Raw genomic sequence first — 17,107 nt, forward strand, 5'->3', positions numbered from 1 at the left:
TTTTACTATTATGGAATTTCAAAAAAAAATATTAGAATACATCAGTGAATGTATGATTACTACCGGTGAAACCATTGCTGTAGCTGAAAGTGTGACTTCAGGAATGCTTCAGCTGGCTTTTTCACAAATGCCTAATGCATCAATGTTTTATAAAGGTGGTATGACCGCTTTTGCGTTACCGGAAAAGGTAAGATTGCTGAATGTTGACAGCAAAGAAGCTGAAAATTGTGATTGTGTGTCACAGAATGTTGCGGAATCAATGGCGTTAAATGTTGCCGGATTATTTGAGAGTGACTGGTCGATAGCCACAACCGGATACTCTACTCCGGTACGACATTCAACGTACGGCGTATATGCACATTATTCGATTGCTTACAAAGGTGAAATTATTGTATCTAAAAAATTAGAGCTTCACCCAAAAACTCAGGCTTTGAATGCTCAGCTGTATTATGCAGAATTCATTCTGGGATGTTTTAAAAGTGAGCTTAATAATCTGTTGATACTGAATAATTAAATCTAAAATTATTCAGTATCTTTATAAAATAAGGCTGTCCCGAAAAGGGCAGCCTTATTTTTTGCGCAGTTTTATAATGAATCTGACTTTGATTAAACTTTCTGTTCCGGTTTTCAATAACTTCAAAAGCATCAATTCCTATTCTGTTAGCCAATATAACAAGACAGGTGGTCTTTACTTTTCGGATAGGCTGTTATTTATTTGTTGACGTTTATTGAGTTTTCTCGTTATTTATTATCTGTACACAAAACCCTTTCAGCGTTTCAAACACTCGAAAAAGTTTTACAACATCTAAAGATAAACTGTTTCACGAAAAACCGCTTTCAACAATTCCGCTAAAAAGGAAAACTGATAACTCTTAGCTGATGACTCATGTCAAACTAGACTTAAAGTTTTAATGAAAACCTGATATCGGCCTGTTATGGAAATTGCATACAAGCTCAACAACTAAAAAGTTCTACTTTTGTATAAAACTTGGCTGACTTGGATTAAAAAGCTTGTTTAAAAAAGTGAAAAGGCTATCCTTATTTAGGATAGCCTCTTTATTGTAAATGTTACGTAAACTACTTTGCTCTGCTGTTCAATGCCGTATCTGCAATGGTTGTCAAAAGTTTATCGCAATTTTTTTCCTCTTTAAGGGTTGCCAGAAAATTACTCAGGCATTTCTTTTCGTTTAAAACTTTAGCATATGCTGCAAGGCTTCCATAAGTGGCAATTTCATAATGTTCTACTTTTTGAGAAGCGGCAATGATTCCTACATCACGGATTGCACCGGCTTTGGTTTCTTCCATGATTCCTTTTCCTTCATCCAGCAATCCCTGCATAGCATCACATTTTTTTGCTTCAGGTTTTAATCCTAATGATTTAAAACATTCCTCCAGTCTTACGATATGATTTTCAGTTTCTACAAGGTGTGAAGAAATAGCCTGTTTCAAATCCGGATGTGTAGCATTTTTCTCCATCTTTGGAAGCGCTTTTGAAAGTGCCTTCTCAGCCCAGTAAATATCTTTCAGGGCATCTTCAAAGAAATCTCTAAGATCGGATGCTGCATCACTTTTTGCAGGAGATTTAGCGGTTGATTTTGCTGCGGTTGGTTTTGATGCTGTCTTTTTTGCTGCAGCCGTTTTTTTAGGAGCTGCTGCTTTTTTAGGTGTTGCAGTTTTAGTTGCCATATTGTTTTATTTTAGTGATTTTTATGTTGTATCTTATTATTCAATTTTAAGACCAATTAGGATCAGATTACTAAAAAAAAAGAAAACTTTTAAAATCATTGTAATGGCAAGTGTTTTGTTTAATTATCACAAAATGAATCACATGAACAATAAGGTAAAAATAGCATTGGCTTTGATTGCAGGAGGAACTGCAATACTACTTAATCAGAGGAGAAAAAAATTAAGTCAAAAGATAAAAATGTTTACGGCTCCCGACGGTACTGCTTATCAGGAAAATCATATATACCGTAATGCTGAAGGAAAAGCTTACAGGAATGGAAAAGTGGTTCATTTCGATCATTTAGAATTTGAGAACGAAATTCATCCTTCAAACTCACAACACCTGCATGACGACAGGTCTTCAAAAAACTACCAGGCAAAACCTAAGAATGTTGATTATCATCAAAGAGGTAAGAGGCATCGTTAATTTATTTTAACTGCATAATAAAAAAACAGCAGGGCGGTTTTGATTAGAATCATAACCGCTTCTTTATTAAATAGGTATTTTTACGGTATGGATGTAAATATTTTAGGAATTATTGCGGGATTTCTCACTTCAGTATCAATGATTCCCCAGCTCATTAAAGTGGTTAAAGAGAAAAATGTAGAAGATCTTTCATGGGTCATGATCTTAGTTTTAATCAGTGGACTGTCATTATGGGTATGGTACGGAATTATTCAGAAGGAGTGGCCCATTATCCTTTCCAATGCCTTTGCTGTACTGGTTAACATAACTTTATTGTCGCTTTATCTTAAGTTCAGAAAAAAGACATAGTCTTTCATTCCAGCATTTAATACCCGTTACAAAGAATTATTCTAATTTATCTGGTTTTAATTTAAATAAAACTGATAAATATCAGGAAAAGTTTGAGATTTATGTAAAAATCATAATGTTAAGTTAATAATACATCAATTTTTATTGTTGAGGTTTAATTGATGCATGAAAATTTGTATCTTAGTCGCAAATTTATGAAGCCGGTCATTCAGACTGTTAACTGTGCCATTTGCTTCATATCATAATCCGGTTGTAATAATGGCATACAACACATATTTTTTATTTGTATGACTGAATCTTCAAACAAGTTATCCGGGACACCGTATCCTGAATTTCTTGATCATTTCAAAACTTCACTCCATCATCTTTTTCAAAGAGAAAACATCGACCAGCTAAGTCTTTCAAGAGGTCTTCCGCCAAGTGTATGGAAAGAAATCATGAATCTGAAACCGCTGTCTGTGGCTGTTCCTTCTGAATTCGGAGGTCGTGGACTGAAAGTGAAAGAATGTCTGGGGATTTTATCTGCTGCATCTTATGAATCTCTTCCTCTGTCATTGACTTTCGGGATTAACATTGCTCTTTTCTTAGAGCCATTGGCTAAATATGGTAACGAATCAATCAAAGAAAATATTTTCAGACATTTCTTAGACTATGGTGCCATGGGGGGCCTGATGATTACAGAGCCTGATTTCGGTAGTGATGCTTTAAATATGAGAACCCAGAACGAGTTGAAAGGAGATGCGTACGAAATTAAAGGAACAAAACACTGGCAGGGTCTTACGGGATTGGCTAACTACTGGCTGATTACCTCCAGAAATGCGAATGCTGAGGGAAACCTTTCCAGAGACGTAGATTTTTTCATCGCAGATACGCACCAGAGAGAACAGAATATTGAAGTGTTGGAATATTATGATAATCCGGGATTATATATGATTCCCTACGGTCTTAATAAAGTGGACATTAAGGTTCCTGAGGCTAATAAACTTATTCCTGAATCCACGGGACTAAAAATGATGCTTGACATTCTTCACAGAAGCAGGTTTCAGTTTCCGGGAATGGGAATGGGATTCCTGAAAAGAATGCTGGATGAGGCTTTAGACCATACCAGAAACAGAATGGTAGGGAATTCAAATTTATATGCCCTTGATCAGGTACAGTATCAGTTGACGAGATTAGAATCATTTTTCACGCTATGCTCGGCAATGTGTGCAAAAAGTTCAAAGATCAGTGGTATTGATTATAATCTTTCATCGGAGGGAGTACATGCGAACTCAATGAAAGCCCTTGTTACAGATATGATGCAGGAAGCTGCGCAGATTCTTGTTCAGCTTTCAGGCGGGAAAGGATACAGAATCAGCCATATCGGTGGAAGAGGAATTATGGACAGCCGTCCGTTCCAAATCTTTGAAGGTTCTAATGAAATGCTGTATACACAGATTTCAGAAGGGATTTTAAAAGATATGAAGAAAAAGAAACTCGAAAATGTAGGGGAATATCTTCAGCAGAATGTACTAAGTGAAAATGCAGCTAAATTATATACTCAAAATTTAGATTTTACAATCAACACCGCAATTTCCCAGAGAAAAATGATTGACCTGGGTAAGGTGGTTGCAAGAATTATTACAGTCAACGATCTTCTTGAATTAAGCAATGCAGGATTTAACCAGAAACTGGTTGACAATTCTGTGGAAATGACCAGACAGGAAATTGTTTCCCTCTTGGCTTCCATGAATCATCATCAGGATCTTAAGCCATTAGATGATTATTCTGAAAACAGCAATTGGATATCTTTGGTTTAATCTGAAGTATTTATCACATATCATTCTCTGCAGATTTTCTGCAGAGATTTTTTTGTCAAAATCTATGATAAATCTTAAATGATTAAAGCACTTCGCCGTAGCTGAGTGGGATGCCTTTGCGACCGAAACATATTTTCTGGACTTAAAAAAAATCTTTGCGCCTGTAGCGTTAAAAATCCAGTAAAATCACTAGAATTTTCAGTCTAGATCAAAAGTTCTCGATACGGTTTTCTTCAAAAACCTACTCGAACTGACGATATTAGATATAATTTAAAAGTTTAAAGACCTTGTCTTTCAAAGATAAGTTTACGGCTTTGTTTATCTTAAAAACACAGTGCTCTTAAAAACAATCTTTGTCTAACCTTGCGATAAATTTAAAAATAATTAAAAACCACATCAATCCTCACCCTAAAAGTTTGCATTAGGATTTTCACCCGATAATTTTTAACTTTACTTTTCGTACGGTTATCAGAAGGCTGTATCTTTATCGCTCAGAAAAATAAAACACATGGAACAGAAAGTACATCAGGGACGCAACGTTAAAAGATTCAGGGAAATGCTGGGAATTAAGCAGGAAGCTTTAGCTTTTGACCTCGGTGATGAATGGAATCAAAAGAAAGTCTCCCTTCTCGAACAGAAAGAAACCATCGACGATACCTTACTCGAAAAAATTTCCGAAATCCTGAAAATCCCCGTAGAAGCGTTTCAGAATTTTAATGAAGAAAATGCGGTGAATGTGATTGCGAACACATTTCACGAAAGTGCTGTTGCCAATACGTTTAAAGATGAGTCACAAGTTAATTTTAATTGTTCTTTTAATCCATTAGATAAAATGGTAGAGCTATACGAAAGAATGCTTGAACAGCAGAAGAGTATGATTGATAAGCTTGAGAAATTGTTGCAAGATAAATAGAGTAAGTCTGAGAAGATTCTCAGGCTTTGTTATTTTTAAATTTTCAAAATATTATTTTGCTGAAACACCTACTTGGTAAATGAAATTATCCCAAATTTCTTCTGCATATTATTATAAAGTTAATTCGGTAGTTTAATGCTTGGTATAATTCTTTCATTTTTTTCTAATATGACTGAATTGATGCTACTATAACAACTCCGTCAGACCGAGTAAAATTCTGAAAAAATTTGTGCCGCGAACTAGTGAGCTTAAAACAAAACTTCTTAATCAATTCAAAAAGTTCTCGATACAGTTTTCTTCAAAAACCTACTCGAACTGACGATATAAGATATAATTTAAAAGTTTAAAGTTCTTGTCTTTCAAGAATAAGTTTACGGCTTTGTTTATCTTAAAAACACAATGCTCTTAAAAATAACCTTTGTCTAACCTTGCGATAAATTTAAAAATAATTAAAAAGCTTTGCCGTAGCTGAGTTGAACGCCTTGGCGACCGAAAAATATTTTCTGGATTTTTAAAAAAACCTTGCGCCCGTAGCGTTAAAAACCTCACCAATCCTCAACCTAAAAGTTTGCATTAGGATTTTCACCCGATAATTTTTAACTTTACTTTTCGTACGGTTATTAGAATGACTGTATCTTTATCGCTCAGAAAAATAAAACACATGGAACAGAAAGTACATCAGGGACGCAACGTTAAAAGATTCAGGGAAATGCTGGGAATTAAGCAGGAAGCTTTGGCATTTGACCTGGGTGATGAATGGAATCAAAAGAAAGTCTCCCTTCTCGAACAGAAAGAAACCATCGACGATCCGTTACTCCAAAAAATTTCCAAAATCCTGAAAATCCCCGTAGAAGCTTTTCAGAATTTTAATGAAGAAAATGCGGTGAATGTGATTGCGAATACATTTAATAATCACGATCATTCGAATCCACAATTTGCCAGCCTTATTACTAATTCTCCTTCGTTCAATCCTATTGATAGAGTGGTTGAGTTGTATGAGCGGATGATTGAACAGCAGAAAGATATGATTGATAAGCTTGAGAAGTTGTTGCAAGATAAATAGAGTAAGCCTGAGAAAATTCTCAGGCTTTGTTATTTTTAAATTTTTCAAAATACTATTTTGCTGAAACACCAACTTGGTAAATGAAATTATCCCAAATTTCTACTGCGCATTATTATAAATTGATTGATTAGTAAAATTCTTTCATTGATGATTTTACGCCTTTGTTTTTCTAATATGACTGAAGTGATGCTACTATAACAACTCCGTCAGGTCGAGTAAAATTCTGAAAAAATTTGTATCGGGAACCAGTGAGCTTAAAACAAAACTTCTTAATCAATTCAAAAAGTTCTCGATACAGTTTTCTTCAAAAACCTACTCGAACTGACGATATAAGATATCATTTAAAAGTTTAAAGTCCTTGTCTTTCAAGGATAAGTTTACGGCTCTGTTTATCTTAAAAACACAATGCTCTTAAAAATAACCTTTGTCTAACCTTGCGATAAATTTAAAATAATTAAAAAACTTCGCCGTAGCTGAGTGGAATGCCCCTGCGACCGAAAAATATTTTCAATAATAATCAAATAATCTTTGCGATCATAGCGTTAAAAATCTCCAAACTGAAATTAATATGTTATAAAAGATGTAACTTACTCATCTGTATCCGGTGCCTATTTTTTAATTTGAATAAAAAATGATTCAGATCGCTGGAAATTACCAAACTGTATGAGGGTTTACATAAAATACATGGTCAGTCTGCGATGTAAGATGATGGTTCAGGATGAAATAGATCAGCTGGGTTTAAAAAATGCGGTCGTGAACTTAGGAACTGTTGATTTTCCGGACGGAATTTCTGATGACCAGTTGGAAACCTTCAGATTAAAATTAGCACATTTGGGACTTGAGCTTTTGGATGATAAGAAAAGTATTCTGATTGAAAAAATCAAAAATACCATTACAGAGATGATCCATAATGCTGATGAGCAGCCGAAAGAGAATTACTCAGAATACTTAAGTGAAAAATTAGGGTATGATTATACCTATCTTTCCAATGTCTTTACGGAAGTGAATGGGTATACGATACAGCATTTCATCATTATTAATAAAATCGAAAAGGTGAAAGAACTTCTGTTGTATAACGAACTGAATCTTACTGAAATTGCCTATAAACTTAATTACAGCAGTGGAGCACATCTTTCTTACCAATTTAAAAAGATAACCGGTCTGGCGCCATCTTTCTATAAAAACTTAAAACTCAAGAGGATGAAAAATCTTGAAGACTTATAATAATGTGGGATTTATGTAAATTGAATATTTATTTATGTAAGCTTTTCGCTCTGTTATTTTCTCATCTTTGTTCTGTGAAATAACTACAGAATAAGTAATTGCGTCACATCAGAGTTATCATTTTAGAATAGCTCAGTTATAAAGTAATATCCAGAAAATATTCTTCGAAAAGAAATTCCGGTTTCTATATTGAGTTCTCCAAAATTATAATTCCCAATACCAACAATTAAGTTTCCGAATGTTATTTTGACAGAGGAGAGCCGCCACTCGGCAAAGAGATCCTATGAGTTTTAAGAATTTAAACTTAATCAACCCCATCATTCGTGCCGCTACAGAAGCAGGATGTCCGATGCCTACAGAACTGCAGACCAGAATTATTCCGCAGATCTTAAGCGGCAAAGATATATTGTGCTGCCTGCCACGTGGAACAGAAAGGATGACCTCTTTTACAATGCCCGTTCTTCAGGCTCTGAAAAAGAACAATCCTGATCACAGTGATATCCGGGTTTTAGTGTTGACACCCACGAAAGAAACGGTGTTGCAGATCGAGGAGAATTTTGAGATCTATACCAAGTATCTTCCGTTGTCACAGCTGTCTGTGTACGAAGGTATTTCAAATGGGACTCAGCTTTCATCACTTAGAAAAAGGCTGGATGTACTGATTGCTACTCCGGAAAAACTTTTGGAGCTTGATGATCAGAGACACATCAGTCTGTCCAAGATTGAAGTTCTGATTTTAGATGATATAGAGATTTTATTAAAGAACAACACTGATGAGGTTAAAAAACTGATAGGTAAACTTCCTTTAAAACGACAAAATATTCTTTTTACATCGATTATCTCGCCAGAAGTCACTACCTTCGCCGACAAGATTATAGATCGGGGGATGGATTTGAAGAAAGCAACAGTTTATTCTGCTGTTTCCTAAACAATAAAATAAAGGTTTAATCGAGAGTTAGACACCAAACATAATAAAACAATTTTTAATACCAATACAATGCAACAAGGCACAGTAAAATTTTTTAACGAAACAAAAGGTTTCGGATTTATTTCTCCATCAGAAGGTGGACAAGACATTTTTGTACATTCTTCAGGATTGAACACTAAAATGATTCGTGAGAATGATAAAGTAGTTTTTGACGTAGAAAAAAGCGAAAAAGGATTAAATGCAGTTAATGTAAGACTTGCATAATCGATATATATCGTAAAAGAGAAGCTGTCCTGAAAAGGACAGCTTTTTTTATGTATATCAGTTTAGATTACAAAGTTTAGGTTACAAAGTGTATTTTTGGTTTAATGATCAATCGTACAGAATATTGCCAATTATTTAAGTTCTCAATAATAAGCATTTAACATAACCTTTTAGAGTGCAAACAGTATTTTTTGCAAAAACACAAAAACACAAAAACACAAAATTACTCAATTACTATTATTGCTCTTTATGCAAAGGCAGGGTAAACCAGAAGCTGCTGCCTTCCCCTAACGTACTGTCCACACCGATTTCTCCACCGTGACGCTTAATAATTTCGGAGGAAATATACAGTCCTAAACCTAAACCTGAGTAGGTTTTGCTTTCATGATTGGCCCTGAAATAACGGTCGAACAGCTGCGGCTGTATTTTAGGATCAATTCCGTCCCCAAAATCTTTTACTGTAATCTTTACATGATTATCGAATCTTTCAATTATCAGATGGATCTCCTGCGAAAAAGGTGCGTATTTGACTGCATTATTGACAAAATTAACAACAACCTGGTCGATTCGGTGCTCATCGGCAAAAACTTTTGCTTCGAGATCTCCTTCCAGGATCAGGCGGTGTTTTCCTGATATTCTGATGTCATCACAACATGAATCCAGCATTTTTGATACGGTAAAAACTTCTTTTTTTAATTCCATATTACCACCGCTGAGACGGTTGATATTCAACAGGTCATCTACCAGTGTACTGAGTTTATCAAGACTTCTGGATGACTGGTCAATTAACCTGGGAACCATTTCGTGGGATGGTTTATCTTTGAGCCTGGTGAGAAGTTGGATGCTCGCTTTTAAACTTGTGATCGGTGTTTTCAGTTCGTGACTGGCAATAGACAGGAAATCATCCTTTTGCGTTTCATAATTTTTTCTTTTGGTAATATCTACCGTCACTCCGATCATACTGATGGGGTTACCTTCAGTATCGTAACTGGGCAAGCCTGAAGCATTCATCCAGTGTAGGGACCCATCCGGCCATTTAACGAGGTATTCTGCGTTATATGCAGAATGACTCTCGATTGCCTGTGTTACTCTGCTGTTCACCAGTTCCCGATATTCAGGAACAATGGCATTCATTAGATCTTCAAAATCAAATCTGTCATTTTTGGTGAGACCAAAATTAGCTTTACAGATATCAGAGCAGCTCATTTTACCCGTTCTGATATCTAGATTGTAGGAGCCTAAATGTCCGGCATGCAGGGCAATTTCAAGCTGTTGGTTCAGTTTCTCCAGTTCCTGTTTCTTGTTGATCCGGTCAGTGACCTCATTAGCGATAACAATAATGGCCATGGTGCAACCGTCTTCATCTTTCAGCGGTTCGTAAATAAAATCAAAGTAGCAGTCTTTAATAGTTCCTTCAGATTCCAGTTTTACATGAGCAGTGTCTCCGATATAAGTAGTACCGGTTTCATATACATCTGCAAGAATATCCAGGTAAGGCTGTCCTTTAAGTTCGGGGAGGGCATCAGCCAGTGGTTGACCAATGACTTTGTGATTTTTCCCCCATACTTTCAGGATCATGTCATTGGCAACTTCGATTGTCAGTTCTCTACCTGTAAGAATACCGAAAGCAATCGGAGCTTTACTGATAAACGATTTCAGCCTCAGTTCGCTGTTCTGAAGGTTTTTATTCAGCTTTACTGTTAAATCGTAAGATCTGCTTACATTTTCATTGGCGGTATTCAGTTCTTCATTGGTGGCTTCCATCTCTTCATTGATGGCGGCAAGTTCCTCCACGGCTGATTCAAGATTGAGCTGTGTACTGTTTAAATGGATGTTGGATTGTTTTAATTCGTCTATAGTATCGAGAGATGATCTTCTCAGCTCAATCTGATCCATGGCTGTTTTAGCCAGACCTTCAAGGATATTTCTGTCTGACTGAGTGAATTCCCTGGTTTTCTGGTCAATAATGCATAGAGTTCCAATCAAAAATCCGTCATGAGTAATCAGTGGAGCGCCGGCATAGAATCTCAAACCAAAGTCCCCAATGACATTGGGATTAGCAATAAGGCAGGGTTCTTTCAGTGCATCTTCAAAAACTGTTACCTCCTTATCTAAGACAGCCAGTGCACAGAGGCTTTTTCCTCTGTTTGCTTCTTTAGCTTTTCCCATGCCCATATTGGCCTTGAAAAATACAGATTCGGCGTCTACCAGTGACAGAAGTGAGATCGGAACATTGAATATCTGTGTTGCCAGCCTGGCGATACCATCAAAGCTATCCTCTGAAGGCGTGTCGGTTATCCGATATCTAGCCAGCACTTTCAGGCGTTCAGCTTCATTGTCAGGAATTATATTAATCCCAAAAGTATTTTCGATCATTCCGTAAAAACAGTTTTTAGTAAAGATACTCTATAAACCGGAAGGAAGCAATGGTTTTTTTTCTGAAATTTTTTTTAGCTGACTTTAGGAAAATGATATTTTTAAATGTAAATAATAAATAGAGAAGTGGTAATGGTCAATTTGTTTTCCGGTCAGTTTTTAGAGTGATTCTAAAATTTACAATTCACTTTCAAAGCAGAATCCTTGACTGAAAGTCTCACTGTAAACCCCTTTTTTTCCGTTCGTTCCATTATATCTGAAAAAGATCACAGGTTTTTGTGGTATGGGCATACTTTTTGGTTGTCGATAGTTACTGCATTATTAAAAATGGCTGATTATTTTCTCATCTGTCGTAATATAATGCCACAAATTGTTATTAAAACAGCAACAAATTGGAAACACCGAAGAAATCTCATTCTGACACCATAAGGAACTTAGGAAATAATATAGATATTTACCTGTTAGCGTTAAATTCTGCAAATTCAGGTATCATCATCACAGATAATACACAGCGGGATAATCCTATTATCTACTGTAATAAGGCGTTTGAAACCATTACAGGATATAAGCATAATGAAATCATCGGTCACAACTGCCGTTTTTTGCAGGCTCAGGACAGGTCTCAGCCAGAAAGAGATGAAATCAAAAAAAATATTAATGCAGGTGAGGAATGCAGGGTAGAGATCAGAAATTATCAGAAAAACGGTAAACTTTTCTGGAATGAACTGTTTGTTTCTCCTGTAAAAAATGAGAATGGTGAGGTGACTAATTTTATCGGTGTACAGAATGATATCACTGACCGTAAGAAAGCTGAACATGAACTGAGAGAAGAAAAAGCATCCGTTGAAAAAAGGATTCACGAAAGAACCAAGCAGCTTCAGGATAACGAAATATTTCTTTCCAGTATCATTCAGACTGTTCGTGAAAGCCTTTTGGTTCTGGACGCTGAATATAAAGTTCTGAGTGCCAACAGTCATTTTCTCAATACGTTTAAAGTTACTTCTGAAGATACCGTAGGATCGTTACTTTTTGAACTTGGAAACCATCAGTGGGATATTGAGCAGCTTCGTGAACTTTTGCTGAAGATTCTTCCGACTAACAATCCGGTTATTGATTTTGAGGTGGAACATGATTTCCCGCATATCGGCAAAAAGATTATGCTTCTGAATGCTTACCGTATAGAATTTGAAGGTCAGTACAAAGACCGTATCCTGATTGCTATTGAAGATATTACAGAGAAACGAGAAATGGACCGACGTAAGGATGATTTCCTTTCGATTGCAAGCCACGAGTTAAAAACACCGCTGACAACCATTAAAGGGCTTGTACAGCTTTTACAGAGAATGCCTCCGGAGGGGTCTTCCACAAAATATTTATCTACCCTGGATAAAGTGGGTACCTACGTAGACCGGCTCAATAACTTAATTACTGAACTTTTAGACACCTCAAAAATTCAGTCAGGGAATATTGAACTGCATAATGAACCTTTTGATGTTAATAAAACCATCAGGGATACCGTTGAAAATCTTTCCTTAGCAACCCCCGACTATAAAATATCACTGCATGATCATACTGAAGCATTGATTTTAGGTGATGAGCTACAGATTTCGCAGGTGATTAATAACCTGATATCAAATGCTATTAAATATTCACCTGGTTCAGATAAGGTTGATGTTTATGTCAATAAGGTGGGGAATTTTGTTAAAGTTTCAGTGACTGATTTTGGAATGGGCATCAGTGCACCGGATAAAGTGAAAATATTCGAAAGATTTTTTAGAGCGAGAGATATTCAGAAAAAATTTCCGGGATTGGGAATCGGACTGTATATCTCACACGAAATTATAGCCAACCACAAAGGGACCCTGTGGGTGGAGAGTGAAATAGGCAAAGGATCTACCTTTAGCTTTACCTTACCAATTATGAAAGTTGATGATAATGGATAATAGTAAAATAATGGTCTGTGATGACGACCAGGGTATATTGGATGTTTTGCAGATGCTGCTTGAATCAGAGGGCTTTGATGTATATACCGAGATCAACAGCACCAATCTGATCAAAGAAATGAAGAGCCAGTCGCCGGATCTTCTTTTGTTAGATTTATGGATGCCTGTACTGTCAGGAGATCAGGTTCTTAAAGCACTGCGTTCCACGGAAGAATTTGAGAACCTTCCGGTGATCGTACTTTCTGCAAGTGTTGACGGCAGTAATATTGCCGGAAATGCAGGAGCAACAGATTTTATGCCTAAGCCGTTTGATATGGACGACCTGATTGTTAAAATTAGACAGTTGCTTCCACATACGGGAGGAGTAGGATCCAAGCTCGATTTTACGGTATAGATAACGAACTGAATTGAAGTATGACAACATATTGATCATCTGAAAATATATCCTTTTCCTTTATGGGAAAGGTTTTTTAATGGAACAAAATAATGCCGGATGATATTTCATCTATAGATTAAGGTAGACTTCTCAAAGTCTGTCCCTATTTTCTATGAGATGAAAATTCATTTTATATCATCACAAAGTTATTGCTTCAAATTAAAACAACTTTTTTAAGGTTTAAAGAAAGTTATCTGTGATAAACTTTGTTAATGATATGGTATAATTATGACTGCCATTTAATATAGAATAACGGAACTCAGGATTCACTGATCCTCTGTATCCTGAAGTTTCAAATATTAATATTTTTAAAATAAAACATATGCAGAAGAGAATAATTAAAAACACAGATTTAGAAATAGCCCCTGTCAATTTCGGCGGTAATGTTTTTGGCTGGACTTTGGATGAGAAACAGTCCTTTGATATTCTTGATAAATTTACAGGTGGAGGTTTTAATTTCATCGATACGGCAGATACGTATTCATGGTGGGTGAATGGAAAAGGCGGACAGTCTGAAGAGATCATCGGAAAGTGGATGAAACAGCGTGCAAACCGGAATGACCTGGTCATCGCTACCAAGGTCGGCTCGGAAACAAAAGAACATGGTTTTGAGATCAGTAAAAGACATATCCTGAAATCTGTAGATGAATCCCTTGCAAGACTTCAGACAGATCGTATAGACTTGTATTATACTCATTTTGACGATAAGAAAACTCCGGTTGAAGAAACACTGCAAGCCTATGATGAGGTGATTAAAGCCGGAAAAGTGAGATATATCGCAGCATCAAATGTGTCTCCTGACCGTCTGAAAGCTTCATTTGAAGCCGCAGAAAAAAATAATCTTCCTAAATATGTCGCTTTACAGCCGCATTATAATCTTCTTGAAAGAGAAAAATTTGAAACAGAATATGCCGATCTGGTCAAAGAATATGACCTGAGTGTGTTTACTTACTGGTCATTGGCTGCCGGTTTTTTAACAGGTAAATACCGTACGGAAGAGGACCTTTCTAAAAGTGCAAGAGGAGAAGGGGTAAGAAAATATCTTAATGAAAAAGGTACAGATGTACTGAAAGCGCTGGATCAGATCAGCGAAAGGCATAAAACGACTCAGGCATCAGTAGCCTTGGCCTGGCTGTTAGCCAATCCTTTGGTGACTGCTCCTATCGTAAGTGCCACAAGTGAATCACAGCTTGCCACTTTATTCCAGGCTCCTGAATTACAGTTGAGTACCGAAGATATAGAACTATTGAATGCAGTGAGTCATTAGACTTCGTGCACATGATATATAAAAATCCCCGGCTTTTGATATTTTCAATAAGAAAGGGGATTTTTTTTCTGTTTATCAGTAAAACAGAAGAGTTTTGATGCGATAGACGTAAGAGGCTTTCAATTTTTGTGTAAGTATAATAATCATAAGAAAATAAACTAGATCATATCCATGTACAGATATCGTTACGTATTTTACTTTTTTTTGATTCTCGTTATCTTCACGACAGCAGCCTTGATTTATGCGCTTATGTCTGACCGTGAAAACTCGTTTGATTTTGATCAGCATGATATAGAACTGAACGGTATCTTCTCTACTTATAACGGAAATGTCTATGCTCAGGTACCAAGCAATGGATATTATGAAGTAAAAGGCGCTGACCTGTCCACATTTAAAACAATTCCAGACCGAATGGATTCCCACATCGCTTCTGATTCAAAAAATGTCTACGCAGGAAATATCATTCTGAAAGGGTTAGATCCCAAAAAACTTACCGTTCTGGGAAATAATTATTATACGGACGGTACTATTACCTATTATGTTGATCCTATTACAGAAGCCAATGAATCACTGAGTGGTCTGGGATATATGATTCAGCTGCTGGGATATCAGCTGAATATTGCAGACAAGCCCCAAAATTATTGGTATCGGTTTACAGAACTTCCCAAAGGGCGAAAGTATCGTTCAGGGCAAGGATTTGGAATAGCCGTCAGCGATCAGCAGGTATTTTACAGAGGGATGCCTCTTCCTGAAGCAGATCCTCACAGTATCCGTCCGTTATTCATTCGTGAGGAAGAAAGGGAGGGATATGAGAGTAACGATTATTTTACGGATGGCAAGCGTGTTTATTTTCAGAATCAACGGCTGCCGTTACCTTACAATACTTCACTGTATGAAATTCATATAGACGGCGATCTTCCTTCAAGGAATGCTTATCTAATCGATGGGAAAGGCGGAATGGTCTATGTTGACGGAAAATCTTTTGACCGCAAAAAAGCACCGTATCAATTGCTGAGTAGCCATCTGATCCACGCCAATCAGGCAATATTCACTTCAAAAGACGGGATGTATTTCTATAATACCGATACAGAGGAAGTGGAACGTGCGGGTGAAAACCCTTTTTCGAATAACTCTTATAAAGAAATAAGTCCGGATGTTTTTATCAGCGGTAATAAGATGTATTACCTGGAAGAAACAGAAAACCGAAGCCGCAAATCGGGTCTGCAGGGCAGGAGTACCCATCTTCTCGAATTGGAAGACGTGCCCGCATCAAGCCTCCGTCAGGTAGATTTCGGAAATTCAGATAATGGAAGTATATGGCAGTCCGGAAACCGTTATTTTTACTTTGATGATATGGGAGGTTCTCAGCTGATGCCTTCTGCCGTCTATCAGATCAAAAATCAGGAGACCACAAAACAAATGGCTGCTTCTCAGAACCTGAGCAGTGAAGAGATCAGAAATCTCGACCGTTCAGGTGAATTACTGGAGGCAGAGAGTAAAAAAGTGTGGACCGCCACTACTGATTTCCCGGATAACGGGAGTAACCTCATCTTTTGGATCATGGGCAGTGTTTTCGGATTGCTTTTCCTGATCCTGTTTTTATTCAGAAATAAAAAGATTGCTCCGTTTTTCTTCAGGGAAGACTTTTTGATCATCAATACATTCACTTTCAATAAGTATAAAATATCTGACATTCGGAAAGTCGTTTTTAGCACGGTTAAATCCGGAGCCCGCAACGGCGGCTACCAGGGAAGATTTTTTATCATGATGAAGAAAGGGGCAACCAGCAGGTTTTTTACATTTGCTTCAGGAGTTTCACTGTTCCCGGAATCTGAACGTAAAATCCGTCTTTACACCAAAGAGCTGCAGACTCAGTTGAAGGAGAAAGGAATTGAAAGTGAGTTTGATCGGTGAGGAGTCGACAGGGGAGGGTAATTTTATGAAAGATTTTTGTAAGAATGAATAATAAAAGCTTTACAACATCGCAGGGTGTAACGATGCAGGTAAAGAAAGAAGGTATGTCAGAGCAATCAAAACCTGTTTGAAATTTATCTTCCAAATTTTGATACTGTTTTAATCTTTCATAATTCTGAGGGACAACACGAATTTTTAGCTGATAAAGGGTTCTTCCTTAAATATTGTAAATACTGAAAAATTTAATCTTTTAAAAATTACTATGACAACAACTGAAAAGCAGCTTTGCCATCTTTCTCTGCTCCTTCAGTAGCGCATCATATAACTAAATCTTTGCGTTAAAAATAAATTAAATACCTTCTCTTACTGCAACCTATTCGTTTTCTTGTTCTTAAAAGAAAAGTAATTCACACCTTATTGCCTCATCATAATCAGAAAAGATCAAAAATGTGGATTCCCATAATTGGGGAAATGTTTTTT

Annotated in this window: 15 protein-coding genes; 13 read left to right on the top strand and 2 right to left on the bottom strand. The window is 36.7% G+C overall.

Translation table 11 applies throughout. From position 1 onward, the window contains the following. Nucleotides 1–10 precede the first annotated feature (10 nt). Entirely contained in the window at nt 11–514 is a 504-nt protein-coding gene (locus AC2A07_RS15420) for a CinA family protein (protein ID WP_484051121.1), read from the top strand. A 563-nt stretch (nt 515–1,077) separates the two neighbouring features. Here AC2A07_RS15420 and AC2A07_RS15425 read toward each other — a convergent pair. Next, nucleotides 1,078–1,686: a YciE/YciF ferroxidase family protein gene (locus tag AC2A07_RS15425; protein ID WP_484051122.1), complete on the bottom strand. Its 609-nt coding sequence runs from the start codon at nt 1,684–1,686 to the stop codon at nt 1,078–1,080. A 142-nt stretch (nt 1,687–1,828) separates the two neighbouring features. Between AC2A07_RS15425 and AC2A07_RS15430 the strand changes: the two genes are divergently transcribed. The 8 genes from AC2A07_RS15430 (at nt 1,829) to AC2A07_RS15465 (ending at nt 8,691) form a co-directional block, all read left to right on the top strand. After that, the gene (locus AC2A07_RS15430; protein ID WP_484051123.1) at nt 1,829–2,152 is read left to right on the top strand and encodes a hypothetical protein; all 324 of its coding nucleotides are present in this window, start codon (nt 1,829–1,831) and stop codon (nt 2,150–2,152) included. 39 nt (nt 2,153–2,191) lie between these two features. After that, the gene (locus AC2A07_RS15435) at nt 2,192–2,500 is read left to right on the top strand and encodes a SemiSWEET transporter (protein WP_484051124.1); all 309 of its coding nucleotides are present in this window, start codon (nt 2,192–2,194) and stop codon (nt 2,498–2,500) included. 287 nt (nt 2,501–2,787) lie between these two features. Then, on the top strand, nt 2,788–4,299 hold the full coding sequence (locus tag AC2A07_RS15440; RefSeq protein WP_484051125.1) for an acyl-CoA dehydrogenase family protein: 1,512 nt from the start codon (nt 2,788–2,790) through the stop codon (nt 4,297–4,299). Nucleotides 4,300–4,807: 508 nt separating this feature from the next. After that, nucleotides 4,808–5,212: a helix-turn-helix domain-containing protein gene (locus AC2A07_RS15445; RefSeq protein WP_484051126.1), complete on the top strand. Its 405-nt coding sequence runs from the start codon at nt 4,808–4,810 to the stop codon at nt 5,210–5,212. Nucleotides 5,213–5,873: 661 nt separating this feature from the next. Next, nucleotides 5,874–6,275, top strand: a complete 402-nt coding sequence (locus tag AC2A07_RS15450) for a helix-turn-helix domain-containing protein (RefSeq protein WP_484051127.1) — start codon at nt 5,874–5,876, stop codon at nt 6,273–6,275. A 663-nt stretch (nt 6,276–6,938) separates the two neighbouring features. Continuing rightward, entirely contained in the window at nt 6,939–7,499 is a 561-nt protein-coding gene (locus AC2A07_RS15455; protein WP_484051128.1) for a helix-turn-helix domain-containing protein, read from the top strand. A gap of 283 nt (nt 7,500–7,782) precedes the next feature. Continuing rightward, on the top strand, nt 7,783–8,427 hold the full coding sequence (locus tag AC2A07_RS15460) for a DEAD/DEAH box helicase (protein ID WP_314497927.1): 645 nt from the start codon (nt 7,783–7,785) through the stop codon (nt 8,425–8,427). Between the two features lie 69 nt (nt 8,428–8,496). Then, the gene (locus AC2A07_RS15465; protein ID WP_314497930.1) at nt 8,497–8,691 is read left to right on the top strand and encodes a cold-shock protein; all 195 of its coding nucleotides are present in this window, start codon (nt 8,497–8,499) and stop codon (nt 8,689–8,691) included. Nucleotides 8,692–8,928: 237 nt separating this feature from the next. On the opposite strand, the gene AC2A07_RS15470 is transcribed toward AC2A07_RS15465, so the two are convergent. Then, on the bottom strand, nt 8,929–11,067 hold the full coding sequence (locus AC2A07_RS15470; protein ID WP_484051129.1) for an ATP-binding protein: 2,139 nt from the start codon (nt 11,065–11,067) through the stop codon (nt 8,929–8,931). A gap of 392 nt (nt 11,068–11,459) precedes the next feature. On the opposite strand from AC2A07_RS15470, the gene AC2A07_RS15475 reads away from it, so the two are divergent. The 4 genes from AC2A07_RS15475 (at nt 11,460) to AC2A07_RS15490 (ending at nt 16,627) form a co-directional block, all read left to right on the top strand. Further along, nucleotides 11,460–13,010 (top strand): PAS domain-containing sensor histidine kinase, encoded by a 1,551-nt coding sequence (locus AC2A07_RS15475; protein ID WP_484051130.1) that lies wholly within the window; start codon nt 11,460–11,462, stop codon nt 13,008–13,010. Next, nucleotides 13,003–13,404: a response regulator gene (locus AC2A07_RS15480; RefSeq protein ID WP_314497938.1), complete on the top strand. Its 402-nt coding sequence runs from the start codon at nt 13,003–13,005 to the stop codon at nt 13,402–13,404. Before AC2A07_RS15475 ends, AC2A07_RS15480 begins: the two co-directional genes overlap by 8 nt. Before the next feature lie 364 nt (nt 13,405–13,768). Further along, nucleotides 13,769–14,713, top strand: coding sequence for an aldo/keto reductase (locus tag AC2A07_RS15485; RefSeq protein WP_484051131.1), 945 nt, complete (start codon nt 13,769–13,771; stop codon nt 14,711–14,713). 171 nt (nt 14,714–14,884) lie between these two features. Next, nucleotides 14,885–16,627 (top strand): DKNYY domain-containing protein, encoded by a 1,743-nt coding sequence (locus tag AC2A07_RS15490; protein WP_484051132.1) that lies wholly within the window; start codon nt 14,885–14,887, stop codon nt 16,625–16,627. Nucleotides 16,628–17,107: the final 480 nt, after the last annotated feature.

It is taken from the genome of Chryseobacterium sp. HNCC26DJ238 (genome assembly GCF_057180465.1).